The sequence below is a fragment of the Hymenobacter perfusus genome, assembly GCF_003944765.1.
GTDB classification, from domain to species: Bacteria; Bacteroidota; Bacteroidia; order Cytophagales; family Hymenobacteraceae; genus Hymenobacter; species Hymenobacter perfusus.
On sequence record NZ_RWIU01000004.1, the window covers coordinates 275,024 to 299,256 of the forward strand.

Consider the following 24,233-nt stretch of genomic DNA (forward strand, 5'->3'; position numbering starts at 1 on the left):
ATGTGCGAAACAGTAAATATCAATGCTGAAGTACTCAGGCTACGGCAGAGTCGACTGATGCAGGAGGATGGCCAGTATCTTGTGTTCGATGAAGCAATTGCAAGAATTCTGTCTGCTAGAAATGTGGAGCATATTCCTCTATTATGTCAGGGGTTTGACGACGCCACGGAGCATTATGAGGTTATGTTTGGACTAATTCATGCCGTAGAAGGATACCATAAAATTGCTAGTCCTGAAGTAGCTACGGGGTATTTTATCAAATCTATATCAGTAATGGTTCCGCATGCTTCTGAATGGGCGAAGCAAATGCTAAGACGATTCCTTAATAAAGCTGACGACAGACAAATTTTGCGGAAAAGTTTGGCAGCTGCAGAAACAAATGACTGGACAATGGCTGTCAAACTGCTGCAAAAAATTGCATCTGAAGATGCAGAGCGTTTTAATCAAGCAGTAGTAGAAGTTCTGGACTAAATGCATCAATGTAGCTATCCGCTCTTGCCCCCCAACCTACTACCCCAAACACCTTATGACCCTTTCCCGCCGCGTTGCTTCCCTGCTTACCGGCCTGCTGCTGCTCGCGGCGGGCGGCCATGCCCAAACGCCCCTCGGCCAGCCCACGCTGGAGGAGCGCAAAGTGCAAATCTGGTGCGCCACGGCCAGGTTTGTGTTTGAAGATACCGGCCACCCCGAACTGAAAAGCCAGCTGAAATGCGGCGGCCCGCTGAAGGACTTTGCCGGTAGCATCAAAGCCGACGAGCAGCGCGTGTACTCGGCGCTGTACCAGCCGCTGGAAGTACAGGGCGCGATGTACAAGGGCCTGGGCTCCGACAACTCCCGCCTGCAGACGCTGGTGCGCGAAATCATCAACCGGCTGCGCACCTCTCCGGCCCGCAAGGGCAATGCCGTCCGGCTGGCCGGCGTGACGAAGCTGGAAACCGCCCTGAAAAACTACCTCGACCAGGGCACGCCCATCGGCGACCTGCCCGCCGCCGAAGCCACCGCCGAAACCGAAGCCGTCGACACCACCGCCACCACCGACGAGGCTACGGCCGCTGCCCCCGGCGACGCGGGCCTGGACGAAGCCGGCGTCGCCACGGCCGCTACGCCCGCGGCCGTCGGTACCGGCGAGAGCCTGATGAACAAGTTTTTTGGTCCGTTAGCCCTGATTCTGGCGCTGCTGAGTTTGGTGCTGTACGCCCTGCTGAAGCGTAGCATCGGGGCTTCCTGGAAGGAAATCAACGCCCGCATCGACAAGCGCCGCGACGATATTGCCGCCCTGCAAAGTAGCCCCGGCAGTGGTGCTGGTGCCGGCAAAACGGCCGAGCGGTTCTCGCCGGCCCAGCTGCGCGAGTTGGAGCAGTTGATTCAGCAACGAGTGGAGCAGGAATTGCAGAAGCGTCAGTCGGCGCCGAAACCAGGTGCTGCTGCGGTAGCTCCCGCCAAGTCTGCCCCGCCGCGTGCGCCGCAGCCCGTTGCGCCGGTTTCGGTGCCCGTGGCTCTTCCTGCGCCTGTTGTAGCGCCGGCCCCAGCCCCGGTTCAGCCCACGCAAGCGCCGACTGCTACGCCTGCGGCCTATTCCGCTACCTCGCCCGACGAGTTCGATACTCTCGTGCCTCCCGTACAGCTTCCGCCACCGTCGGCTGCTCCGCCCGCTGTACCCGCCGCCGACCTGCCCCGCACGCGCTACGTGAAGGTGCCCGTAAACGGCGTGTTCAACGAGTACGACTTCTCCGACGAGCCCCAGCACGACAGCATCTACGAGATTCACCAGGACCCGCAGTGGCCCGAGCTGGCCACGTTCAGCGTGACTTCCAACCCGGCCGTACACGCCTACGCCATCCAGAGCGCGCAATACTCCTTGCGCGAAGCCTGTAAGTACCAGCAGCCCGTCGGCCCGGTAACGCGCATCGTGACGGAGGAGGAAGGCGTGCTGCGCAAAGTAGCCGGCGCTTGGCAGATTGAGCAGAAAGCCGCCATCCGGTTTGAGTAAAAGCCGAGTTGAGCAGCCCCGGAGGGGCAGTATGTTGGTAGAACAAGAACGGTATTTGACGACTGAGCCCCAGCGGGGCGACACTTCCGTTCAACGAATGGTGTCGCCCCGCTGGGGCTTTTGCTCTGTTACTTTCTGCGTTTACTACCGATATGACGCCCCGCTGGGGCTACTCACTCGTTTTTCGCTGTAGCTTCGTAGCCTTATGCTTGAAATCATCCTCGAAATCCTGGTGGTGGCTGTGGTGGTCGGGCTGCAGATTCGCACGTTTCTGCAGACGCGCGCCGCGGCCCGGCGGCTGGGCCAGCTGTATCCGTCCAAGGAAAGCCTGCGGGTGGAGCACCGCATTGTGCTGCCCGACGGCCGCGACCTGCCCGAATACGCCGCCGACGCGCCGCCTGAATCCTTCGCCTCCAACCTCATCAAGGCCGAAAACGCCTCGCCCGAGTTTCAGGAAATCCTGCTCGACACCAACGACTACCTGCGCCACAACAAGGGCGCGGCGGCCGACTTTGGCATCCTGAAAGATATATCGGAGCGCCAGAGCCAGGTTCTCGACAACTCGGTGCAGGCCAACGTGGCCACGCCTTTGTACCTGGGCTTGCTGGGCACGTTTCTGGGCGTGATTCTGGGTCTGGTGGGCATTGCCCGCAACGGCGTTTCGGATGAAAACGCGCTGACGCCCTTCCTCACCGGCGTGCTCATTGCCATGACGGGCTCCTTCGTGGGGCTGCTGCTCACGCTGCTCGGCAACGGCGTACTGCGCCAGGCCCGCGAGCAGCTCGACCGGCTCCAGAATCAGTACTACACTTTCCTGCAGGCCCGCCTGCTGCCGGTGCTGCACGCCGATATGGCCAGCTCGCTCACCAACCTCAAGTCGGTGCTCGATGCGTTCAACCAGCAGTTTGTGGGCCAGGTGGAGCTGTTCAACCCGCTCATGGAGAAGGTGACGCAGAACATCCGGGTGCAGAGCGACTTCCTGGAGCGCCTCGATACCATCGGCTACGACAAGATGGCGGCGGCCAATATTCTGGTGTTTGAGAAGGTGCGCGAGTCGGCGGAAATGTTCAGCGCCTTCACCGGCTACCAGCAGCGCCTTAACGAGATGCTGCAGAACGGCTACCACTCGGCCGAGGCCGTGAACAGCATCCTGGACCGTCTGCGGGGCTTTGAAAAAGGCATCAACGACCTGGGCCAGTACATCGGCGGCAACAACAACTCGGTGCAGTTGATGCTGGATTTCTTCCAGAAGCACCAGCTGGAGCTGCGCAACCTGAAGGACCGCGCCGAGCAGCACATCGACCAGGCCGGCGTCGGCCTCGCCGACGTGATGAACAAGCGTCTGGCCTACAACGAGCGGCAGGCCCAGCTGGCCTACGAGAAGTGGCAGCAGTATTTCGAGCAGCTCAACGCCGATAACGTCTTCGAGAAGCTGCTGAAACAGCTGGAGCCCTTCCAGAACCTCAACGTGCAGCAGGCCGACCTCAGCCGCGACGTAACCGCCACCCAGCGCGAGCTGCTGCGCAAAGTGGAAATCGATTCCCAGATTCAGGCCAAGCTGCTGCTGGAGCTGTCCAACCTGAACACGGTGCTTGTGAAAGCCACGTCCAAGAATAGCTTTCAGCGGTTTATGGACAAGCTGTTTGGCGGTGTGAAGCCGCAGTAGCTACAGTAGCTTTTCGAACTTCTCTTCCACGTTAGCCAATACTTCGCAGTCGCAGTAGCCCCCATGCGTTGCCAGCCATTCAGATGTATTAGCTACTGGTAGATTGCGGGACTGCAAAAAAAGGTGCGTGAGTCGGAGCGTATCATCGCACTCTTCTTCACCTAATTGTTCGTCCAGATAGTCAAACAGCTCTTTAAGATTGGATAATGAAACAGGCATAGCAGCCAGCAGCTCATGTTGCTGCTTTTGTTTAACACTTGCCAATAAAGCCTTCCGTTTCTGCTTTTCGTCTTTGCTGCTCATTGCCAGATAGTCAGTCGGCAAGATACATTCCATCATGAACAACGCCACCTCCAACAACCGCCAAAACAATGACTTCTTCTGGCCCAGCTACGTGGACCTGATGACGTCCTTGTTCGTGGTGATGCTGGTGCTGTTTGTGTACAGCTTCAAGCTGTTCAAGGACCGGGAAGGGGAGTTGAAGCAGGCCAACGGCGAGCTGAAAGCCAAGGCCGCCGAGCTGGAGCAGATTACCAAAATCCGCCGCTCTTTGCAGCAGCTGGAAGGCCGCTACTTCCGCTACGACCCTACCAATGAGCGGCACGAGCTGCTGGTGCCCGTGCAGTTCAAAGCCGGCCGCGACGAAATCCAGGACAGCTACAAGCCCGCGTTGCTGCAGGCCGGCCGCACCCTGCGCACGGTTCTCAAGAGCATCAAAACCGACCAGCCCGTGCGCTACCTCGTGATTGTGGAGGGCATGGCCGCCCGCTACCCCCAGGGCGACCCGCGCAACGCCCGCGAGGAGCAAACCACCTACCAGCTCAGCTACCGCCGCGCCCTCAACCTGCTCAACCTCTGGAAGCAGAACGGCCTCAATTTCGGTCAGGACCGTGGTATTGAACTCATCATCGGGGGTAGCGGCTTCTACGGCACCGGCCGCTACCAGGGCCGCCGCGAAGGCGACAACAAACGCTTCCTGATTCAGGTGATTCCGAAGGTGGGGCGGATGCAATAATACCTCACGCCCCAGGGCTGAAGCCCTGGGCTACGTAGCGTTGATACGATGTAGAGACGCAATATTTTGCGTCTCGTCGTTGCTGACGTTGTTCAGATGGCGCAGGACCGGTCGTTCAATGACGAGACGCAAAATATTGCGTCTCTACATCGTTTATGGCTAACTCAAACAGCCGCTGAATTATACCGCTTGTAGCCGCGGCTGCTTCTTCCGGGTTTTGTTGCGCCGGCCCCACCAGATGATGGTGCCGGTGACGGGCAGGCTGGCGCAGATCAAGCTCACCAGAAACGCCACCAGCTTGCCGCCGAAGCCCAGAATCTGGCCCACATGCAGGTCGTAGTTCATGTCAGAAAGCTTGGTGCCGGCGCTTTTGGTGGCGTGGAAGCGGGTTTCCAGCAGCTGGCCCGATACCGGGTGAAAGGCGTACTCGTCGCGGTGATAGTAGTGCAGGGTTTTTTGGTAGGTCCAGCAGAATGCGGGGTCTTTGCCAGTGCCGGTGGGGCCCAGCAGAATCATCTCGTGGGTGGGGGAAAAGCGGCGCGCTGTGCGGTACACCACGTCAGGTAGGGGCTGGGCGGCGGCGGCGGCGGTTTGTAGCGTGTCGAGCCTGGTTTTCATGATTTCCTGCGGGGCGGGGCGGCCGCCATCCACGGCCAGCACCAGCGGCTCCAGCAGCCATGGATACAGCATAAATAGGCCCGACAGCGCCAGCACTAGCCCGATGCTGGCCGCATAGAAGCCCAGCACGTTATGCAAATCGTAGTTGACGCGCCGCCAGCGGGCACCCCACTTGATGGTGAAGCGCTGCTTGCGTTCCTGCTTGCGCTTGGGCCACCACAGCACCAGGCCTGTGAGCAGCATCACCACGAACACGCTCACGCCGCCGCCCACCACCCACTTCGCCACTGCCTCGGGCAGCAGCAGGTGCATGTGGATTTCCTGCACAATGGTGAAGAAGTGCGTACGCAAATCCTGCTCGTGCAACACCTGCCCCGTGTAGGGGTTCAGGGACACCATAATGGGCGCGCCGGCCTTATCCGTAAAGAACACGGTGGCCGCCCGTTCCGGCCCGAAATACGTGACCCAGGTGGTGGCCGCCGCCACGTCGGGATGAGTCGCCAGCGCGGCGGCCTGCAGCTGCGAGGGAAGCACGTAGGCCGATTGTTGCACCTCCACTTTGCGCCACGACTCCGTGAAGTCCCGGATATCGTCCTGAAACACGAAAATAGCCCCCGTCAGGCTCACGATGAACACAATCAGTCCCGAGGCCAGCCCCAGCCACAGGTGCAGCTTTCCGACGGTTTTTTTGAACGTGCTCATAGTGAGGCAGAAAACGACTGTCATTCCGAGCGAAGCGAGGAATCTGGGTTTACCTTTTGATGAGTACGCCAGATTCCTCGCTTCGCTCGGAATGACAGCCGGTAAAAATTAAAACTTGTAAGCTACGCTGCCGACAATACTCCGCAGCTTCTGGGGGTTCATGGTGGTGTAACCGGTCCAGTACTGCTTATCCGTGAGGTTATCCACCTTGGCCGAAATGCGGTATTTGGGCTGGTCGTAGAATACCGAGGCGTTCAGCACCGTGTAGCTGGGCAGGATGAACACATTGTTCACGGCATTCTGCACCTTGTTTTCGCTCACATAGTTGCCCCCGAAACCGGCTCCAAGGCCCTTCAGAGGACCTTCGGGCTGACGGTAGCTTGCCCAAGCATTGGCCAGGTAAGGCGAAGATGCAGTGTTGGGCCGGCGGCCGTTCACCTCCTCCGGCGAATCTTCAAACTTCGAGTCGTTGTAGGCGAAGCCCCCGATTACGTTCAGGCCGCGTACCGGATTGGCCACCAGGTTGACTTCCACGCCTTTGCTGCGCTGGGTGGCATCCTGAGCGTTGATGGCTTCAAACGTGGTAGGCGCGTAGCCCAGCAGCCGCAGCCGGTCCTGCACCCGGATATCGTAGTAGCTTACCGTGGCGCTGAGGCGGCCGGCGGCGGCGTCCAGTTTCACCCCGCCTTCCCACTGGTTGGCGCGTTCAGGCCGGGCCAGCGACCGGCTGCCGTCAACGGCCAGGTAGAGGCCCAGGTTGTTGAAGCTGTTCTGATAGTTGGCAAACACGCTCACCCGGTCCTTCACCGGCTGATATACCAACCCGAACTTTGGCGACCAAGTGGTTTGCTTGTACGCCTGCACCGGCGAGTAAAACAGCCCGCCCTTGTTATCAACGTGGTCGACGCGCAACGCGGCCAGCACGCTCAGCTGCTCCGTCAGGTTTAGCACGTCCGAGATGAAAGCGCTGTACGTATTCGATTTGGTGGTGACCAAGTAACGGCCCCCGCCCCCGGCGGCGTACACGGCATTCATGTTGGTGCCGTTGAACTGATCCAGGACGGGCCGCGGCGAGGCTAGTGCCACTGTATCGAAGTTGCCGCCCAGAAAATTTACGTCGGAGCTGACGCGCAGGAAATCCAGGCCCAGTACCACGCGGTTACGCATATTGCCCACCTGGAAGTCGCCGTTGACCAGCTGCTGCGCTTCCCACAGCTGCCGCTGGCTGTTATCCGTCGATTGGTCGGCGCGTACCAGGTAGTTGGCCGCTTCGGGCAGATCGGGGCGGCGGCGGCGGAATTCCGGGGTAGACGGCGTCAGGTAGTAGTACGCCGAGTTGCCATCCGAGTAGCTGTTGCTGCTGGTCAGGTAAGTGGTAGCCGTGAAGGCGGGCGAAATCTTGTACTGCACCTGCCCAAATAGGTTGGTGCTGCGCGAGTCCTGGATCAGGCCCGGCCCCTGGTACGACTGCTCGTAGTCGAACGGCGACTTGTCGGCCCGGTCGAAACCCAGAACACTGGGGGCGAAGTACAGGAAGACAAACTGGTTGCCCGTGCCCCGGCCCTTGTAAATCTCGGCATCGAGGTTTACCGTCAGCCGGTCGGAGGGGCGCCATTGCAGGCTGGGCGCTACCGCGAAGTTCTTGTTGAAGCCGGTGTAGCCCTTGTTCTGGAAATTGTCCTCGTAGGTGTAGGCCGTATTCAGGCGAATTCCCAGGGTTTTGGGCTGGTCGGCGGGCGTGTTTTGGTCTACCAAGTTTACGTCGGCACTCACGCGGTGGAAGCCGTAGGAGCCAGCCGCCACGTTCACTTCGCCCCCGAAAGTCTCCAGCGGCTTTTTGGTTACGCGGTTGAGGAGGCCGCCGTAGGAAGTTAGGGCCGACCCGAACAGCGTGGCCGAGGGACCCTTGATGACTTCCAGCTTCTCCAGGTTCACCGCGTCGATGTTGCCGGTGACGTTGCCAGCCACGCCGTTCCGCAGCTGGCTTTGCGTAACGAAGCCCCGCGCGGCGTAGAAGGCGCCCCCGTCGCCGCCGCGGCCGGTAGCATCCCACATTTTCTGCAGACCCGGCGCGTTGCGGGTCGCGTCGTCCACGCTGAACACCAATTGCTCGGTCAGTAGCTCCTTGCCCACGGTGGCGTACACCTGTGGGTTTTCCAGGTTGCTGAGCGGCATTTTGTTCACGTCCACGCTAGCGGAACGGTTGAACTTGTTGGTTCGGTTGCCGCTGATAACCACCTCTTTGAGCTGCTGGGCATTCTCCGTCAACATAAAGTCAACTGCCGTGGCCTGGCCGCCGCCTACCGTTACGGTCTTCTCTTCCCCTTTCAGCCCTACCGCCGAAATAACGACCGTATACTGCCCGTCGCGGACCCGCTCAATCACATATTCGCCCTGACCATTGGTGATGGCCCCCTGACTGCGTCCTTTCAGGCCTACGGTTACGGCTTCGGCCGGGCTGCCATCGGAAGTGGTAACGCGGCCTCGGATAGCGGCGGTTTGCTGGGCTTGTACGGAAAGCGTGCAAGCCAGCAGAGTAGAGGTCAGGCCCAGGGAGCGAAGATTCAGCATGGTGTGTGATTGTCTGGAATCGGTCTAAAGAGCTGCAAAGGAACAACTGAAATTCTATTTAGAAAAATTCTTAATAAAAATATGTTGCAACAGACGAGCTAACCAGATTGTGGGAATTTGAAAGAATCGATGGCATCCGGCCAATCTGCAGCATCTGTCATTTATCTTCGGCGCTTCTCCCGCTATTCCCATCCAATGCAAAAATTCCTTCTTCCCGTAGTAGCCCTGGCGGCGCTGGCTTCGTGCCGCTCCACCCAGTCGCAGGCCCCCGGGGCCGCAGCTGCTACCGTTTCTACCCCTACCGCCGCGCCCGTGCAATACCCTGATACCAAGAAGGTCGACCACAAGGACGACTACTTCGGCACCTCCGTGGCCGACCCCTACCGCTGGCTCGAAGACCTCGACTCACCCGACACCAAAGCCTGGGTGACGGCCGAAAACAAGGTCACCTTCGGCTACCTGGAGCAGATTCCGTTCCGCGACAAAATCCGGGAGCGGCTCACCAAGCTCTGGAACTACGAGAAATTCGGGATTCCGCAGCAGGAGGGCAGCCAGCTCTACTTCAGCAAAAACGACGGCCTGCAGAACCAGGCCGTGCTTTACACCCAGCAGGACGGCGCAGAAGGCCAGCCCGATGTGCTGCTCGACCCCAACAAGTTCTCGGCCGACGGTACCACCGCGCTGGCCGGCACCTTCTTCTCCGACGACCACCGCTACATGGCCTACGCCACCAGCGGCGGCGGCTCCGACTGGCAGAAAATGAAGGTGCTTGACCTGAAAACCCGCCAGCCGCTCGCCGATGAGCTGCAGTGGGTGAAGGTGTCGGGCGCGGCCTGGTACAAGGACGGCTTCTTCTACAGCCGCTACGACGCACCGAAGAAGGGCGAAAACCAGCTTTCCGGCAAAAACGAGTACCACAAGGTGTTCTACCACCAGCTCGGCAAGCCCCAGAGCGCTGATAAATTGGTGTACGAGGACGCCAAAATGGCGTTGGGCTTCCGCACCGTGGGCACCACCGAGGACGAGCGGTTCCTGGTGCTCTACCTCACCGATGGCAAGGCCGACGGCAACCGCTTGCTGGTGCGCGACCTCACCGACCCCAAACAGGCCAACAGCTTCACGCCTATCATCAACAACTACGACGACAACAACTCGGTAGTCGGCAACGTGGGCGGCCTGTTGCTGGTGCAAACCAACTACAAGGCGCCCAACTACCGCGTGGTGCTCATCGACCCCAAAAAGCCGCAGGAGGCCAACTGGAAAGAGGTGCTGCCCCAGACCGAGCAAAAGCTGGAAGGCGTCGACCACGTGGGTGGCTACCTGGTGGCCTCGTATCTGAAGGATGCCAGCAGCCTGATTAAGGTGTACACCGAAAAGGGCGAGTTCAAGCACGACGTGGCGTTGCCGGCCATCGGCACGGCCAGTGGCTTCGGTGGCAAGCGCGACTCGAAGTCGGTGTACTACGCTTTCACGTCGTTCACGTACCCGACCACCATCTATAAGTACGACCTCGCCTCGAACACCAGCACGGTGTTCCGCGCCCCTACCGTGGACGTGAAGCCCGAGGACTACGTGACCACGCAGGTGTTCTACGCCAGCAAGGACGGCACCAAAATCCCGATGTTCATCACCCACAAGAAAGGCGTGAAGCTCAACGGCCAGAACCCGACCTATCTGTACGCTTACGGCGGCTTCAACATCTCGCTCACGCCGGGCTTCTCGGTGGCGCGCATGCTGTGGCTGGAAAACGGTGGCATCCTGGCCATTCCGAACCTGCGGGGCGGCGGCGAGTACGGCGAAAAGTGGCACCAGGCCGGCATGACGCCCAATAAGCAGAACGTGTTCGACGACTTCATTGCGGCCGCCGAGTACCTGAAAGTGCAGGGCTACACCAGCACCGAGAAGCTGGCTATGGCCGGCGGCTCCAACGGCGGCCTGCTGGTGGGTGCCACCATGACCCAGCGCCCCGACCTGTGCGGCGTGGCCTTCCCGGCCGTGGGCGTGATGGATATGCTACGCTACCAGAAGTTCACCATCGGCTGGAACTGGGCCCCTGAGTACGGCACCAGTGACAACTACGCGCAGTTCCAGAACCTCTACAAGTTCTCGCCGCTGCACACGCTGAAGTCCGGCACCACGTACCCCGCCACCATGATTACCACCGCCGACCACGACGACCGGGTAGTGCCCGCGCACTCCTTTAAGTTTGCCGCCGCTTTGCAGGCTGCCAACACCGGCCCCAAGCCCCAACTGATTCGCGTGGACGTAAACGCCGGACACGGCGCGGGCAAGAGCACCAAGCTGCAAATCGAGGAATGGGCCGACGTCTGGTCCTTTGCCTTCTACAACATGGGCGTGAAGCCGTACGGCAAGTAGTAATTAGTGTAGAGATGCAATAGTTGGAGTCTCATCGTTGAATGACCGGCATTGCGCAGATCAAACAACATCAGCAACGACGAGACGCAAAATATTGCGTCTCTACACCAAGCACTAAACTCTACACAGCGTATCTTCGCGGCCGCAACTCCCGTAATTGCCTCTGGCTTTTCGCTTTCTGATATGAAAAAAACGCTCCTTTTCGGCCTTTTGGCGGCTTCGATGCTGTCGGTTGCCTCGTGCAAAAACCCTGACGTGCGCTCGGAAGAAGATATGGCTACCAAGCCACTGCCCGAAATTCCGGCTGCCCCGGACACCACCGGCGGTAAAACTGCCCCCGAAAATGCCGCTACCCGCGAAGTCAACGCGGTTAACGCTACCGAAGACATCAAGAAGATGCAGCCCGTAATGTAATTGCCCGGCGCAATTCGCCTGGAAAGTGAGCAATGGCCTGGGTCGTTGCTCACTTTTTCTTTTTCAGGCTGTTTTACGGCAGAAGCCTGCTCGTATCTTCACTATCAAATACGCACGAATATGAATATCCGCCGGGGCCGGGAGGCCGATTTGCCGCAGGTGCTGGCCCTGATTCAGGAGTTGGCCGAGTACGAAAAAGCGCCGCAGGAAGTCACGAACACGCTGGCCGACATGCAGCGCGACGGATTCGGGCCGGAACCAATTTTCAAGTTCTTCGTGGCCGAAGACGCGGCGGGCGTCATCATCGGCATTGCGCTGTACTACACCGCCTACTCTACCTGGAAGGGCCGCATGCTGTTTCTGGAAGATTTAGTAGTCACCGAAAACCAGCGCGGCACCGGCCTGGGCCGCCAGCTGTTTGATGCCGTGGTGGCCGAAGCCCGGCACACCGGGGTCAACCGCATGAAGTGGCAGGTGCTGAAATGGAACGAGCCCGCCATCGGCTTCTACAAAAAACTGGGTGCCAACCTCGACCCCGAGTGGGACAACGGCAACCTCAGCCACGAGCAGCTCCACGCCTACGCCTGCCACCCGGCCGCCGAAGCCGCCGTGCAGCAAGGGTAGTAAACGCAAAAAAAACTGTCATTCAGAGCGAAGCGAGGAATCTGAGTTTCTCCCGATTACCGGAGAGTTTCTCCCAAATTCCTCGCTTCGCTCTGAATGACAGTTTTGGCAGGGGCTGGCTGAAGCGCTTAGCCCAGCACTTCCAGCATGGTGCGGAAGGAAGCATACCGACCGCCGAAGTGCTTTTCCATTTCCTGAATCAGGCTCGGAGCGGCCAGTTGCTGGTATTCCTCCAGCTGTTCCAGGCTCACGCAGTAATACTGCGAGGCGTAGGTGATGCCGTTGTCTTCCTCATTGAGCAGGCGGCAGAATTGGCTTTTCAGAAAGAACCCGGTGGCCATTACCTCCGGCATGTGGGTCTGCTGCATATACGACACCCACTGATCTTCAATTTCCGGATCGAGGCTGGTCGTGACGTTGTATAGAATCATGGTGACTTAGGTACGTAAGGTGCTGACTGATTTCCTGCCGATGGCAGCGCGCGAACAGGCGTAACACAAAAGTCGGCCAAAAAATCCAAGTGCCTAATCCATGAAGCCCATACCTCACACCCGCAGGTGGTCGAACTGGAAGTGCTGAATGCGGGCCTGAATGTCTTTGGAGGAGAGTTTTTCACGGATGGCGGCCTGCACCAGGCCGGGCAGCTCATCGTCGCCGGCGAAGCGCAGGGCCAGGATCTGGCTGAGCTGGAGTTGCGCTTCGAGCGGGCGCAGGCTCTGGCCGGTAATTTCGAAGTAGCGCTGGCGCACTTCCAGCCGGATCAGGCGGTCCTGGAGTTGCAGGGCGTAGTGCTGACGCATCATCACCAAAGTTCCCAAACCCACTATGGCCAGGGCCATGACCGTGAACCATAACCGGGACGTTTCGTCGTCGTTGCCCGCCACGTCCAGATAGCGCCGGACGCCGTAGCCGGCCAGGATGAGGGCGGCCGGCAGCAGCACGAAATGGTGCCACGGGTAATACATCGGTTTGTTCTGAGTGGGCTGATCGGCCATTGGGGGAGGGGCGTAAAAGTGAATACAGGTGGGAGCAATACGCAAAAACTCCAGCCAAAGGCCGGAGTTTTTGGGAATGAAACAGCGCGTTGGCAGGCCAACGCCCGAATTACATTTTGGAGGCTTTCTTGGCTTCGCGGGCTTTGCGCTTCTCGTCGCGGGCGGCCTGCTTGGCGGCCGACTCCTGGCGGCTGGCTTCCTTGGCCACGTCGCGCTGGCGCTTCAGCTCAATCTTCTGCTCTTTCATCTGACGCTTCTGCTCGCGCATGGCGTTTTCCTGGTCTTTGAGCTGGGCTTTGGTCTGGTCTACATTGCTGCGGGTAGCAGCGGTTTCCTGCTTGCGGACATCAAGGGCGGTTTTGGCTTCAGCGGCGCGTTGCTGTTGCATCTGCAGACGCATCTGGGTGGAATCTACCACCTGGGCCTGGGCGTGGCGGCCACTCAAAGCGAGGACGGCAACGGCGGCTACAACAAGAATCTTTTTCATAGGAAAGGGCGAATTTCGATAGGAAATCCGCCCCTAGTACGAAGCTGAGCCGTAATAGTTGATGTGCGGCTGGCTTATTCTTCCACGTAGTCGAGGTCTTTGCCGAAGCTCTCGGGCAAAGTGCTCACGGCCCAGAAGGCAATCAGCAGCGACACGCCACCTACCACCGCCCCGGCCAGCACGCGGTTGGGAGCCCCGGGCTGACCCAGCGCGGCGGCCGTGTACTGGAAAATGGGCACCAGCAGCACCACCGAGCCCCGGGCGAAGTTGGGGGCCGTGGTAGCCACCGTGGCCCGCAGGTTGGTGCCGAACTGCTCGGCCGCTACCGTCACGAACAAGGCCCAGAAACCCACCGAAATGCCCAGCACGAAACATACGGCGTAGAAAACGGTAGGTGTAGCGCCCTGAATACCGAAGAGGTAGACGCCCACCATCAGGCCGCAGAACACCAGAAACAGCTGCAGCGCGCGGTTGCGGCTACGCAGCAGCTGGCTGAGCGTGCCACTGGCAAAATCCCCGAACACCAGTCCGAAGTAGCACCAGAACACGCCAAGCCCGGCCGTTACGGGGCCAGTCAGCCCCAAATCTTTGCCGAACTCGGGGGACAGCGTAATTAGAATGCCCACCACAAACCACAGCGGCACGCCAATGAGCAGGCACTTGAGGTAGCGGGCCAGACGCGGCCCGTTGGTGAACAGCGCGAAGAAGTTGCCCCGCGCCACCTCGCTCTTCTTGGTCTGCTCAAATAGGCCCGACTCGTACACGCCCACACGCAACGCCAACAGCGCCAAACCCAGCCCGCCACCCACTAAGTAGGCATTGCGCCAGCCAAACTTGTCGCCCACCCAGTAGGCCAGCATGGCGCCGGATACGCCCACGGTGGCGACAATCATGGTGCCGTAGCCGCGCTTTTCCTTGGGCAGGGTTTCGGAAACCAGCGTGATGCCCGCGCCCAGCTCCCCGGCCAGCCCGATGCCGGCAATCAGCCGCAGCCAAGCGTACTGCTCAATGGTCTGCACGAAGCCGTTGGCAATGTTGGCCAGTGAGTAAATCAGGATGGAGCCAAACAGCACCGAAAGCCGGCCCTTTTTGTCACCCAGCACGCCCCACAAAACGCCGCCGAGCAGCATGCCGCCCATCTGCATGTTGATGAGGTAGAGGCCCTGGTTGGTGATTTGGCCAGGGTCGGTGATGCCCAGGTCGGTAAGGCTTTGCACGCGCACAATGCTGAACAGAATCAGGTCGTAGATATCCACGAAGTAGCCCAGGGACGCTACTATCACAATGGCGCTGAGCAGGCCGGTGGTTTTAGGAGGAGGAGCAGGGGTTGCGGTAGTCATGCGGGAAGGGAAGTTGGGGCCCGCAGATTACGAAGATTTACCGGTATGCTGTGCGGGGCGCCGGTCCGGCAGCTGCAAGTTGTCGGGCCGGTTGTCGTTCGATTCATTTGCTCGTCGCCGTAACAACAGCAGCTTACCTCAACCGGCCCGACAGCTTGCAGCTGCCGGACCGTGCGTTACTGCTTATCCGGCTCGTCGCAGCAGCCATGGGCACCCATGGCCGGGAATTCGTCTTCCAGCTGCACGGTGCAGTGGCGGATGTTGAACTCGTGCTGAAGGTCATGCTGCAGCTCGCGTAGGAACTGGTTGCCGTTCTGGCCGCCGGGGCGCACTAGGTGGACCGTCAGGGCCGTATCCTGGGTGCTGAGGGGCCAGATATGCAGGTCGTGGAGGGCCGTGACGCCGGGGCGGGCCAGCAGAAACTGCCGCACCGCCGCTACCTCAATACCGGCCGGAGCCGCCTGCAACCCCAACTGCACGGTTTCGCGCAGCAGCCCCCAGGAACTATACCCGATGATGGCCAGGATAGCAAAACCGATAAGTGGGTCGAGCCAGAGCCAGCCGGTGAAGTACACCAGCGCCCCGCCCACCACCACGCCCACCGACACCAGCATATCCGTCAGCATGTGCAGGTAAGCGCCGCGCACGTTCACGTCGCCCTTCTGACCGCTGCGGAACAGCCAGGCCGTGAAGCCATTGATGAGGATGCCCAGCCCGGCAAGCCCCATTACCACCGGGCCGTTGATGGGGGCCGGGTGGCGCAGGTGGTCGATGGTTTCCCAGAGAATAAAGCCGAGGGCGAGGTACAGCAAAGCGGCGTTCAGCAAAGCCGCCTGAATGGTGGCTCCCTTGTAGCCGTAGGTGAACCGCTCAGCGGCGCGACGCCTGGCCAGCAGCGCCGCGCCCCAGGCTAATGCCAGACTCAGCACGTCGCTCAGGTTGTGGCCGGCATCGGAAAGCAGGGCCGAGGAATTGGCCCATAGCCCACCGGCTGCTTCCCCGGCTACAAACAGCAGGTTTAGCGCAATACCCCAGCCGAAGGCCCGGCTAAAGTTACCGTCGGCGGGTGGGCCGTGGTGGTGGGCGTGGTCGTGTCCGGCGTGGTCGTGGGGCATGAGGGGTTTCGCGTACGGATGCGTCGAAGGCAGTAGCGCGAACTTTGCAGTTCGCGCTACTGATAAGCTACTTGAACGATAAGGGAACAATCAGCTTTACGCTCATCGTGCGGCCCAGGTTGAAGACGCCCTGCCGGCCCGTTACTTCATTCACGGCCGTGTATTTCAGGCGGCTGAGGTGGTTCTGGTACGCAACGTCGAACAGGTTGTTGGCTGCCAGGTACACCGAGAACAGCGTACGGTCCTTTCCCGATACCACGTCGGTGCCCACACCGGCATTAAAGAGGGTGTAGCCGGGCGTACGGGTTTCGGTGTCGAAGGCGGAGAAAATGCGGTTTTGCTGGAAGTTGTGCTCCACCGTGCCCCGGGCATACAGGTTGCGCAGCCGCGAGCTGCCCACCTTCCGGAAGTTCACCCGCAGCTCCGACTGCAGCCGGTCAGCGGGGGTGAATGGCAGGTTGCGCTGCCCGGCAGGCTGGTTTTGCTGCACCGAGCGCACCATGGAAAATGAGTTTTCGAAGTGCAGCCAGTCGAGCGGGTGCGGGTGCAGGTCGAGGCTGACTTCGCCCCCGGCCAGCCGTGCGTCGCCCTGTCCGTAGCGGAATACCCGGTCACCATCGGCCGACACCGAATCCTGGCCGACGGCCGTGCTCAGAGCCCTCGGGAAGATGTAGTTGCTGATCTGGTTGCGAAATACGTCGGCCGACAGGCTCACGTGGTCGGAGGTGAAGCTCAGGCCGCCATCCAGCTGAAAGCTGGTTTCGGCCTTGAGGTTCGGCTCCCCGATTTCGTAGCGCACCGTGCCCTCGTGGATGCCGTTGGAACCCAGCTCGGCAATGTTAGGGGCGCGGAAACCCCGGGCCGCGTTGGCCTTAATCAGCCACTTCTCGCTCAGATTGTAAGCGGCTCCCACGCTGCCGCTCACGTTGCGGAACGTGCTCTGGAAGCCCGCAAACTTGGTTTCGCCCTGCCCAACGGGCACCGGCTGCTCATCAGGGCCCAGGTCTAGGGCATCGGCCGTGATGCGGCGCACGTCGTAGCGCAGGCCGCCGCTGAGGTCCAGCTCCCCGAAGCTCTTTTTGGTGACGCCGAACAGGCCCCCGTCGAGCAGGCGGTAGGCCGGAATCAGGAATTCCACGCCCTTGTTCTGGTTTTCCTGCTGCATACCGCTCAGGCCCACGGTGGTGTTCCAGCCCTGCATTTCGGGCAGAAACCAGCGCAGGGCGTAATCCACGGTGCGCAGCTGGAAAAACAACGACTTCTCGTAGTAGTCCTCGGGGTTGCCGAACTCCCGGCGCAGGTTCTGCTGCCAGCCCACGTTCAAGGTCACGCGGTGCTGGCCCAGGATGAAGTTATTATCGGTGCCGATGCGCAGGTGGTTTATCTGCTGGCGGGGCACATCGAGGCCGTAGCCCGAGAAGCCACGGCCGGTTACTACCTGCTCCTCGCCCAGGTCATTCACCCGCAGAAACCGGCCCGTGGTGCTGTCCCGCTCGCCCTCAATCAGGCCCAGAATCTGGTTGAAGGAGCTGAAGGTGAGGTGGGAGTAGCCCCAGCTTTTGTTGAGGCCCACGTAGCCGCTGCCATCCAGCTCCCGGAAGCCTGAGTTGTACACCCGACCGTCGTAGCGGTTGCGGTAGTCGGCGGCTACTTTGCCCGAGCCCCGCACCTGCCAGTTCAGGCCGCCGAGGTTGCCCGCATTCCAGAGCGAGTAGCCCTGCTGGTAATTGTTGGTCTGGTAGTTGGCCGTCACGGAGCCCAGAATCCGGCCATCCTCCACGGGGTCGGGGGCCAGGAAGTTGATGACGCCGGCCAGCCCGTCGGAGCCATATAATAAGGAGCCGGGGCCTTTGATGATTTCGGCCCTATCGATGCTGTACTCGTCGATTTCGATGCCGTGCTCATCGCCCCACTGCTGGCCTTCCTGCTTGCTGCCGTTGTTGAGGGTGATGACGCGGTTGGCCCCCAGTCCCCGGATAATGGGCTTGCTGATGGCCGCGCCGGTGGTAATCTGGTTGAGGCCGGGCGTGTGGGCCAGGGCATCCACGGCGTTGGTGGCGGCCGTCTGGCGCAGGCGGGTCTGGTCTACCACGCTGGTCGGGATGGGCGAGCGGCGCATCTCCGTACTGGCCGATGCGCCCGTGACCACTACTTGCCCGATTTCCGTTTCGGCGGGCGTGAGGGCTACGTTGAGCGGTGCTTCCGCGCCGGTATCCACAGTGCGCACCACGGTAGTGTAGCCCACAAAGCGCACCTGCATGAGGAATCGTCCCCGGGGCAGCCGCGCAAACCGGAAGTTGCCCTCCGCATCGGCCGAGGTGGCCTGCTTCAGATCGGGAAAAATGACGGTGGCGCCGGGCAGGGCCTCGCCGGTAGCGGCATCGGTGATGCGGCCGGTAACGGGCAGGGCCACCGTGCGCGCGGGCCGGGTGGCTGGAGCTGGAACTGCCGTCGGGGCGGGCACAGTGGGAGTAGTCTGGGCCAGTACGCTGCCCGAAAGCAGCAGCAGGCCGGTGGTGAGGGGAAAGCGGGACATAGAAACGCAATTTACACGCTGCTCATCAACGGCAACTGGCACCGTCGGGCTGCATTCGGCCAAAAACAAAAGAAAGCACCGGCCAATAGCCGGTGCCTTCCCGAGAAATTCTCCACAACCAAAACGGGAGAAAAAAGGTGGAGAAGCCAGTTGCAGCCAGCCCCTCCGGATAAGTGGTGATTTAGTGAGGTGGTGATTTAGTGAGTTTGACGTTTCGATTGCGCGGCTTCGGCAGATGGAACGTCAAACTCACTAAATCACCACCTCACTAAATCACCTATCTCACAACCGTGGGGAAGGTGACTTCCACGTCGGTGTCGCCGGGGGTGGCGGTGCCGTTTTTGGTGCCAGGCTGGTGGCGCAGCGTTATTTTGAGGGTACCGGTGGTGCCGGTAGCGTTGGCGGCGGCCGTTTGCAGGCGGGTGTCGAGGCCCACTTCCAGGTTGTTCTTGTCCTTATCGGTGCGCGTGACGGTGACGTTGGTGCCGGCGGCTTCGAACAGGAACAGATGCTCGTCGGCCTCCTCCTTCACCTCGGCCGAAATGTCCTCGGCCGGGTTCTTAGTTTCGTCGAGCAGTACCAGCTTGCCGGTATAGGTAGTGTTGGGGGCCAGCGTCAGGCCGCTGATAAGCGGAGCCGCGCCGCCGTCGCCGTCCACGTCGCGGTACTGGGCCGTGAGTGTTGCGCCGCCGGTGGTGGGCGTCAGCTCGTAGCGCAGGGTCGTAATCTGCTCATTGTCGTCGTCGGGCGTGGGCGTGTCGTCGTTGTCATCGGAGCAGCTGGAGAAAACCGGAGCGGCGGCCAGCATGGCCAGGAAAGCGGAACGGAAAAGCAGGTTTTTCATGGGGTCAGTGATAAAGAAGTTGGGTGATGAAGAAACTGGTGAAAGGAGGGTGGAGGTGGTGTGAAGGGACGTTATGGGGTAGATTTGGCGTGGCTGAATTCAAGCGGCACCCGCAGGCGTAGCGTCAGGTTGCGGCCCATTTCATCGGCGAAGTAGCGGTAGCGGTTCAGGTAGTCGCGGTAGCGCTGGTTGAGCAGGTTGGCACCGGCTACGCTCAGCTCCAGCGGCAGGCGGCCCCAGTGCACGGTGGTACCAGCTTCCAGCCCCAGCAGACCGTAGCCGGCCGGCGGCAGGCGGTAGTCCCGCTCGGCGTAGTTGCGCGGCACGCGGGTCTGGCGGGCCACGCCGGTGCCCAGCACCTGCACGTAGCTGTTTTGCAGGTGGCCATCGGGCCGGTTCGCGGCCTCGTAGCGCACACTCAGCTCGGCACGGTCGGCGGGCATGAAGATGAGCCACTCATCCTGGCGGGTGTCGCGCCCGCGCACTACGGCAGCCTTGCCGGCCAGGAGCCAGCGCTGGGCCAGCTGGTAAGAGCCGCTCACGTCCAGCCCGCGTAGCGTGGCATCGGTCTGCTGAAACTGCCAGCTTGCCAGCACGCCCCGAATGTTTACCACCGGCGGCAGAATGGGCGACTGGTACAGGAAATCCCGGATGCGCGTCTGGTACACGGTCAGCTCCCCGTTTAGGCGCGGGTTGTCGTGCAAAGTGGCGGTGAGGCCGAGGTTGAGGGCGGTTTCGGGGCGGGCGGGACCATTGCCGGGCACCAGGTCGTATCCCAGCTCATACTGCGCGTTATGCACTCCGTCGCTGAACCGTTCGTTGGGGGCGGGGGCGCGCCGGGTGAGGCCCGAGGCCAGCCGCAGCGTGAGGTGGGTGGAGGCATCGTACACGGCCCCCAGCGAGGCGGCCGGCGTGGTGTACTGGAAGCGGGATTCTTCTACTCCGAATACGCCGCCCTCACGGGTGGCGCGCTTCACCTGCAAATCGCGCCGGTCCAGGCGCAGGCCGCCTTCCAGCAGCCAGCGGCCCTGCTGCCACTGCTCCAGCCAGAACAGGCCGCCCACGTAGTTGGTGTAGAACGGGATGAACTGCCGGCTGCCATCGGCATAGCGGTTGAACTGGTAAGTGCCCGCCAGCCCCACGCTGCCCGTGAAGCCGCGCCAGGCGCGGTGCTCCCACAGCAGCTCGGCGGTGCTGGTGCGGTTGGTGTAGCTCAGGGCCGGCCGGTCGAGGGCGGCGCGGTTGTCGTTGCGGGGGCGATACTTGTCGTACTCGTCGCGGGCGTCTACCTGCTGGGCTACGGTGGTGCTCAGGCGGCCGGCATTGCCCGTTTTCACGAACCCCGTGAACTTTAGCACCTCGTGCCGCACTTGCTGGTAGGCCCGCTCAATATCATAGGTGAAACCGGTGGTTTCCAGCGGCCGGTCCCGACTCACAGCCAGCAGAAAATCCTGCTGGTTGCCCACGTGCGCCGCCGGCAGAATCCCGATGCGGGTATTAAACTGGCTGTAGAAGACTTCGGCCCCGTAGGTCGATTTGCGCCAGCCCACGGCGCCCGAGAAGTTACCTTCCTCGAAGCCCGAGTTGTTCAGGTAGTAACCCGGGGCGCGCATGGTACCGGCTTTGCGCACCGTGCCCTGGGCCCGCCAGCTCAGGGCCGGCAGGCGGCGCAGGTTGCCCTCCACCATGCCCGAAGCTGCCCCCAAGCCGTTATTGCTCATACCCACCAGGTTCAGCTCCGCGCCCGTGCCGGCTGAGTCGCGCAGGGGGCGGGGCTGCACCAGCACCACGCCGCCCACGGCATCGGAGCCGTAGCGCACACTGGCCGCGCCCTTCACCACCGTCAACTGGGAGGCCAGAAACGGGTCGATTTCCGGGCCGTGCTCCGGGCCCCACTGCTGGCCTTCCTGCCTCACGCCGTTGTTAAGAATGGTCACGCGGTTGGAGTGCAGCCCATGAATCATGGGCTTGAAGATGCCGGGGCCGGTTTGCAGAGCCGTTACGCCGTTCACCTTCTGCAAGGCCTCGCCCAGCGTCTTGCCCCGGGTCTGCTGCAGGTCTTTTTCCGACAGCGTAGCCGTGGCCTGGGTAGCAGGAGCGGCCACGCGTTGCCCGCTTACCACGGCTCCTTTCAGGGCCACGGCATCGGGATGGAGGCGGAAGTCGCGGTACGCGGCGGCGGTCAGGCGCACCTCATTGGTTTCGGGGGCAAAGCCCACGAAGCTTACCTGCACGTGGTAGGTGCCGGGGCAGAGGTTGTCGAGGTGATAATGGCCGTCGGGTTCGGTTTGGGTGGCCTGCCGGGTTTCCAGCACTACCACCGTGGCCCCCGCCAGCGCCGTGCGCGACTCATGGTCGAGCACGCGGCCGCTCAGCAGCAGGGCGCAATTTGCCGGAGCGGGGGCTTGGGCCCACAACAGCCGGGGTAGCGCGCACAGCAGCCCTACCGCCAGCGCGAGGCCAGCTAACCCACCCCGAGAACGGCCCGGAGCACGAAAAAACATACGAAAACAAGGGAATCTGCCCGATTCTACTCTAAACCAACCATTCCCGTCACCAGGCCGGAAGCGGGCAGGCTCCGGCCGGTATCAACCGCACGTCATCAACTACACAACCGCGCCACTCAAAGCGGGGCGCAGAATTTACCTCAGGAATGGTTACCGCACTTACGCCCGGGCTGGCGGCCCGCGCAGGTCGGGCGTGGCAAATTGGTTCGTTGCCGCCACGGCAGTTACGGCGGCCGTAACCGGGGTGGTAAACTGCAGCGGCCGGGCCGGTATTAACTGTGCTTCCGGCGCCGGCTCGAAGGCCGACTTGAAGAACTGGTCCGCGTCGCAGTGCTGGTGCTTGGCCGACACCAGGGCTTTACCCTTAGGCCACGTGGTAGCCTGTGTGGGCTCCTCGGTGGTGTGCGCGTGCTGGTGCAGGGCCAGTACCCAGGCATCGGGCAGCAGCACCCGTGCAAAGCACAGGAGCAGCACTAAAGCCAGCCGGGAACGAAGAGTCTGCATTTGCAACAATGTGTCGAACAGGGGCAAATGTAGGACGAAAATATAGATGATGCGCTGGCAGGTCCGAATAAAATTCGGTCATCACGCAAGCATAATGGTCTGAACATCTTGCGGCAACAGTACGGCCGGACCTTTGCAGCGAAAAATTCAGACTTGTTTTTCCATGAAAAAGCTCACTGCTCAGTTGTTGCGCCGCCTGGCGGCTACGTTGCGCCCGATGCCCAAGCGCGGCGTCCTCCCCAACCCCGAAACACTGTTCGTATGAGTGGCAGCGCTCAGACTTCCTTCGGCTACCGGCCGGGGCAGTTTGGGTATCGGCGGGCCAGCCGGCCCCGCGTGCCCGTCCGGCCGTTGGTGCCGGTACCGGTCGTTTCGGCCGCCGCGCCTGAGCGGCAGGCGGCCTGAAAACCAGTCCGGTGAAACGCCCCGTTAGTCGAGCTTCCATCCGGGGTCAGCTAAAATCCGAAACCACCGCCCGGCCTGGTAGTTAAGTTTGTAACTGTCAGTCGGCTAGGAAGGCCGACGGCTGTCTGGCTGCTTATGGTGTGTGCGTTTGATTCGCTCTTTCTGCAGATTGAGCCTTCGTTGGAATTATTGCGTTGGGATTGGCAGGGGCCGATGAGCCGCCCGGTTTTTGAGCGGGCATTTGAGCAACTATTGGTATGCTCCGACAAGTACCGGGTTCGGAAGTGGCTGGCGGATGTTTCGCGCATTCCCCTGGTAGGCACCGACGAGCAGGCGTGGCTTAGTGAAATCTGGCTGCCGCGCTTCATGCCGCTGCAGGTGCGCACCGTGGCGCTTGTGTTGCCCGTGAGCCTGCACAACCAGTTGGTAGTAGAAAGCGTGTTGGCTGATGGCCGGCGCCAGGTACGCGCCGATGTGCAGTTTTTCTCCGATGTACACTCCGCCCTCGACTGGCTGACCATCTCCGCCGATGCGTTGATGCTACAGTTAGAGCAGGAGTGGCAAGAGGCCATGCGAAAGCCTGGGGCCGTTCGGCAGGGCCGATGCTGAAAAACCGGTCGGGCAGGAAAAATAGTTGGGCGGCAATTTACCCCTGCTGATCGAATCTGGAGAACGACAGAAAAATTGACGCAGTACTATTATTCTTATAATTAATAGCATAAGATCTTTTTGTATGGTAGCGCACTTGTCGGGTACTCCCTGGAGCTGTTTTCTGGTCCGGCATGAGCGGGCCCGTAATCTGCTGTACATCGAGTGGCAGCCGTTGGTGAGTGCCGCTCCGGCGCGGGAGATGCTGCAACACCTGCTAACCGTTATTGACGCCCGGCACACTACCCGGTGGCTGGTAAATCTGCACGGCATGCCGGCCCTGTCCCTCTCAGATCAGCACTGGCTGGAGCAGCACTACCTGCCGCAACTGGCCCGGTTGCCGCTGCAGCACATGGCCCTCATTCTCACTTCGTACCGGCAACACGAGGATCTGCTGGATGTCACCGCGCATTTCCCGCCGCCGTTTGAGGTGCAGGTGTTCGATGAGCCTGCTACCGCGCTGGAATGGCTACACCATACGGCGGTAACCGCCTCTGTCGAAGCGAATCGACATTTCCGTGCCGCCTGAAATGGGTACTGATTTTGGCTGTTGCCAGGCTGAGGCTACGCGGTCAGCAGCTGTACTTCAGTCAGCAGCATTTCCTGCCGGAACTGGTAGCGTATCCAGTTAACCAGCGTACCGCCCAGGCCAGCCGTCAATAGCCCCAGGCCAGCTTCCAGTTGCTGCGGCAGGTAGGCCGCCACCAGGCTACCGCCCACCAGTACCAGCAAGCTCATTACGGAAAGCAGCACAAACTGACGGGCATTAGCCGCCAGAGACTCCTCCAGCGTGAGCAAGGCGCGTAAGTCGCGGGCACGAAAACGGGAAGCGGTAGTAGTAGCCATAGTAGTAACCAGAAGATTGGTAGGGAGTTG

23 protein-coding genes are annotated in these 24,233 nt (G+C 61.0%); 10 read left to right on the forward strand and 13 right to left on the reverse strand.

Annotated features, from left to right (window positions below; genetic code table 11):
- The 3 genes from EI293_RS13485 (at window position 1) to EI293_RS13495 (ending at window position 3,656) form a co-directional block, all read left to right on the forward strand.
- The gene (locus EI293_RS13485) at window positions 1-471 is read left to right on the forward strand and encodes an Imm30 family immunity protein (protein ID WP_125438692.1); all 471 of its coding nucleotides are present in this window, start codon (window positions 1-3) and stop codon (window positions 469-471) included.
- A 55-nt stretch (window positions 472-526) separates the two neighbouring features.
- The gene (locus tag EI293_RS13490) at window positions 527-1,990 is read left to right on the forward strand and encodes a hypothetical protein (RefSeq protein WP_125438694.1); all 1,464 of its coding nucleotides are present in this window, start codon (window positions 527-529) and stop codon (window positions 1,988-1,990) included.
- 205 nt (window positions 1,991-2,195) lie between these two features.
- Window positions 2,196-3,656 (forward strand): hypothetical protein, encoded by a 1,461-nt coding sequence (locus EI293_RS13495; RefSeq protein ID WP_125438696.1) that lies wholly within the window; start codon window positions 2,196-2,198, stop codon window positions 3,654-3,656.
- Here EI293_RS13495 and EI293_RS13500 read toward each other — a convergent pair whose 3' ends face one another.
- The gene (locus EI293_RS13500) at window positions 3,657-3,959 is read right to left on the reverse strand and encodes a DUF2695 domain-containing protein (protein WP_125438698.1); all 303 of its coding nucleotides are present in this window, start codon (window positions 3,957-3,959) and stop codon (window positions 3,657-3,659) included.
- Between the two features lie 34 nt (window positions 3,960-3,993).
- Between EI293_RS13500 and EI293_RS13505 the strand changes: the two genes are divergently transcribed.
- Window positions 3,994-4,671, forward strand: a complete 678-nt coding sequence (locus EI293_RS13505) for a hypothetical protein (RefSeq protein WP_125438700.1) — start codon at window positions 3,994-3,996, stop codon at window positions 4,669-4,671.
- Window positions 4,672-4,851: 180 nt separating this feature from the next.
- Here EI293_RS13505 and EI293_RS13510 read toward each other — a convergent pair whose 3' ends face one another.
- Both EI293_RS13510 and EI293_RS13515 read right to left on the reverse strand, forming a co-directional pair.
- Window positions 4,852-5,991 (reverse strand): PepSY-associated TM helix domain-containing protein, encoded by a 1,140-nt coding sequence (locus EI293_RS13510; RefSeq protein WP_170170370.1) that lies wholly within the window; start codon window positions 5,989-5,991, stop codon window positions 4,852-4,854.
- A gap of 108 nt (window positions 5,992-6,099) precedes the next feature.
- Window positions 6,100-8,562, reverse strand: a complete 2,463-nt coding sequence (locus EI293_RS13515) for a TonB-dependent receptor (RefSeq protein ID WP_125438704.1) — start codon at window positions 8,560-8,562, stop codon at window positions 6,100-6,102.
- Window positions 8,563-8,757: 195 nt separating this feature from the next.
- Between EI293_RS13515 and EI293_RS13520 the strand changes: the two genes are divergently transcribed.
- The 3 genes from EI293_RS13520 (at window position 8,758) to EI293_RS13530 (ending at window position 11,976) form a co-directional block, all read left to right on the forward strand.
- Window positions 8,758-10,938 carry a prolyl oligopeptidase family serine peptidase gene (locus EI293_RS13520; RefSeq protein WP_125438706.1) on the forward strand — a complete coding sequence of 727 codons (2,181 nt, stop codon included), beginning with the start codon at window positions 8,758-8,760 and terminating at the stop codon, window positions 10,936-10,938.
- A gap of 183 nt (window positions 10,939-11,121) precedes the next feature.
- Window positions 11,122-11,352, forward strand: coding sequence for a hypothetical protein (locus EI293_RS13525; RefSeq protein WP_125438708.1), 231 nt, complete (start codon window positions 11,122-11,124; stop codon window positions 11,350-11,352).
- 120 nt (window positions 11,353-11,472) lie between these two features.
- Complete coding sequence (locus tag EI293_RS13530) at window positions 11,473-11,976, forward strand: GNAT family N-acetyltransferase (protein ID WP_125438710.1); 504 nt, start codon at window positions 11,473-11,475, stop codon at window positions 11,974-11,976.
- A 128-nt stretch (window positions 11,977-12,104) separates the two neighbouring features.
- Here the strand turns inward: EI293_RS13530 and EI293_RS13535 are convergent, their stop codons facing one another.
- From EI293_RS13535 to EI293_RS13575, 9 genes are all read right to left on the reverse strand, one after another.
- Entirely contained in the window at window positions 12,105-12,407 is a 303-nt protein-coding gene (locus tag EI293_RS13535; protein ID WP_125438712.1) for a DUF4286 family protein, read from the reverse strand.
- A 114-nt stretch (window positions 12,408-12,521) separates the two neighbouring features.
- On the reverse strand, window positions 12,522-12,971 hold the full coding sequence (locus tag EI293_RS13540; protein WP_125438714.1) for a DUF6526 family protein: 450 nt from the start codon (window positions 12,969-12,971) through the stop codon (window positions 12,522-12,524).
- A gap of 109 nt (window positions 12,972-13,080) precedes the next feature.
- Window positions 13,081-13,458, reverse strand: coding sequence for a hypothetical protein (locus EI293_RS13545; protein ID WP_125438716.1), 378 nt, complete (start codon window positions 13,456-13,458; stop codon window positions 13,081-13,083).
- 74 nt (window positions 13,459-13,532) lie between these two features.
- Entirely contained in the window at window positions 13,533-14,798 is a 1,266-nt protein-coding gene (locus EI293_RS13550) for an MFS transporter (RefSeq protein ID WP_125438718.1), read from the reverse strand.
- A 176-nt stretch (window positions 14,799-14,974) separates the two neighbouring features.
- Window positions 14,975-15,913: a cation diffusion facilitator family transporter gene (locus EI293_RS13555; protein WP_125438720.1), complete on the reverse strand. Its 939-nt coding sequence runs from the start codon at window positions 15,911-15,913 to the stop codon at window positions 14,975-14,977.
- A gap of 67 nt (window positions 15,914-15,980) precedes the next feature.
- Entirely contained in the window at window positions 15,981-18,449 is a 2,469-nt protein-coding gene (locus EI293_RS13560) for a TonB-dependent receptor (protein WP_125438722.1), read from the reverse strand.
- 277 nt (window positions 18,450-18,726) lie between these two features.
- Window positions 18,727-19,293, reverse strand: a complete 567-nt coding sequence (locus tag EI293_RS13565) for a hypothetical protein (protein ID WP_125438724.1) — start codon at window positions 19,291-19,293, stop codon at window positions 18,727-18,729.
- A 71-nt stretch (window positions 19,294-19,364) separates the two neighbouring features.
- Entirely contained in the window at window positions 19,365-21,797 is a 2,433-nt protein-coding gene (locus EI293_RS13570) for a TonB-dependent receptor (protein ID WP_125438726.1), read from the reverse strand.
- Between the two features lie 162 nt (window positions 21,798-21,959).
- The gene (locus tag EI293_RS13575; protein ID WP_125438728.1) at window positions 21,960-22,304 is read right to left on the reverse strand and encodes a hypothetical protein; all 345 of its coding nucleotides are present in this window, start codon (window positions 22,302-22,304) and stop codon (window positions 21,960-21,962) included.
- 261 nt (window positions 22,305-22,565) lie between these two features.
- Between EI293_RS13575 and EI293_RS22115 the strand changes: the two genes are divergently transcribed.
- The 3 genes from EI293_RS22115 (at window position 22,566) to EI293_RS13585 (ending at window position 23,886) form a co-directional block, all read left to right on the forward strand.
- Window positions 22,566-22,709: a hypothetical protein gene (locus tag EI293_RS22115; protein WP_170170371.1), complete on the forward strand. Its 144-nt coding sequence runs from the start codon at window positions 22,566-22,568 to the stop codon at window positions 22,707-22,709.
- A gap of 180 nt (window positions 22,710-22,889) precedes the next feature.
- Entirely contained in the window at window positions 22,890-23,318 is a 429-nt protein-coding gene (locus tag EI293_RS13580) for a hypothetical protein (RefSeq protein WP_170170372.1), read from the forward strand.
- Between the two features lie 124 nt (window positions 23,319-23,442).
- Window positions 23,443-23,886 (forward strand): SpoIIAA family protein, encoded by a 444-nt coding sequence (locus EI293_RS13585; protein WP_125438732.1) that lies wholly within the window; start codon window positions 23,443-23,445, stop codon window positions 23,884-23,886.
- A 35-nt stretch (window positions 23,887-23,921) separates the two neighbouring features.
- On the opposite strand, the gene EI293_RS13590 is transcribed toward EI293_RS13585, so the two are convergent.
- A complete protein-coding gene (locus EI293_RS13590; RefSeq protein WP_125438734.1) occupies window positions 23,922-24,203 on the reverse strand; it encodes a hypothetical protein in 282 nt (93 codons plus the stop codon).
- Window positions 24,204-24,233 lie beyond the last annotated feature (30 nt).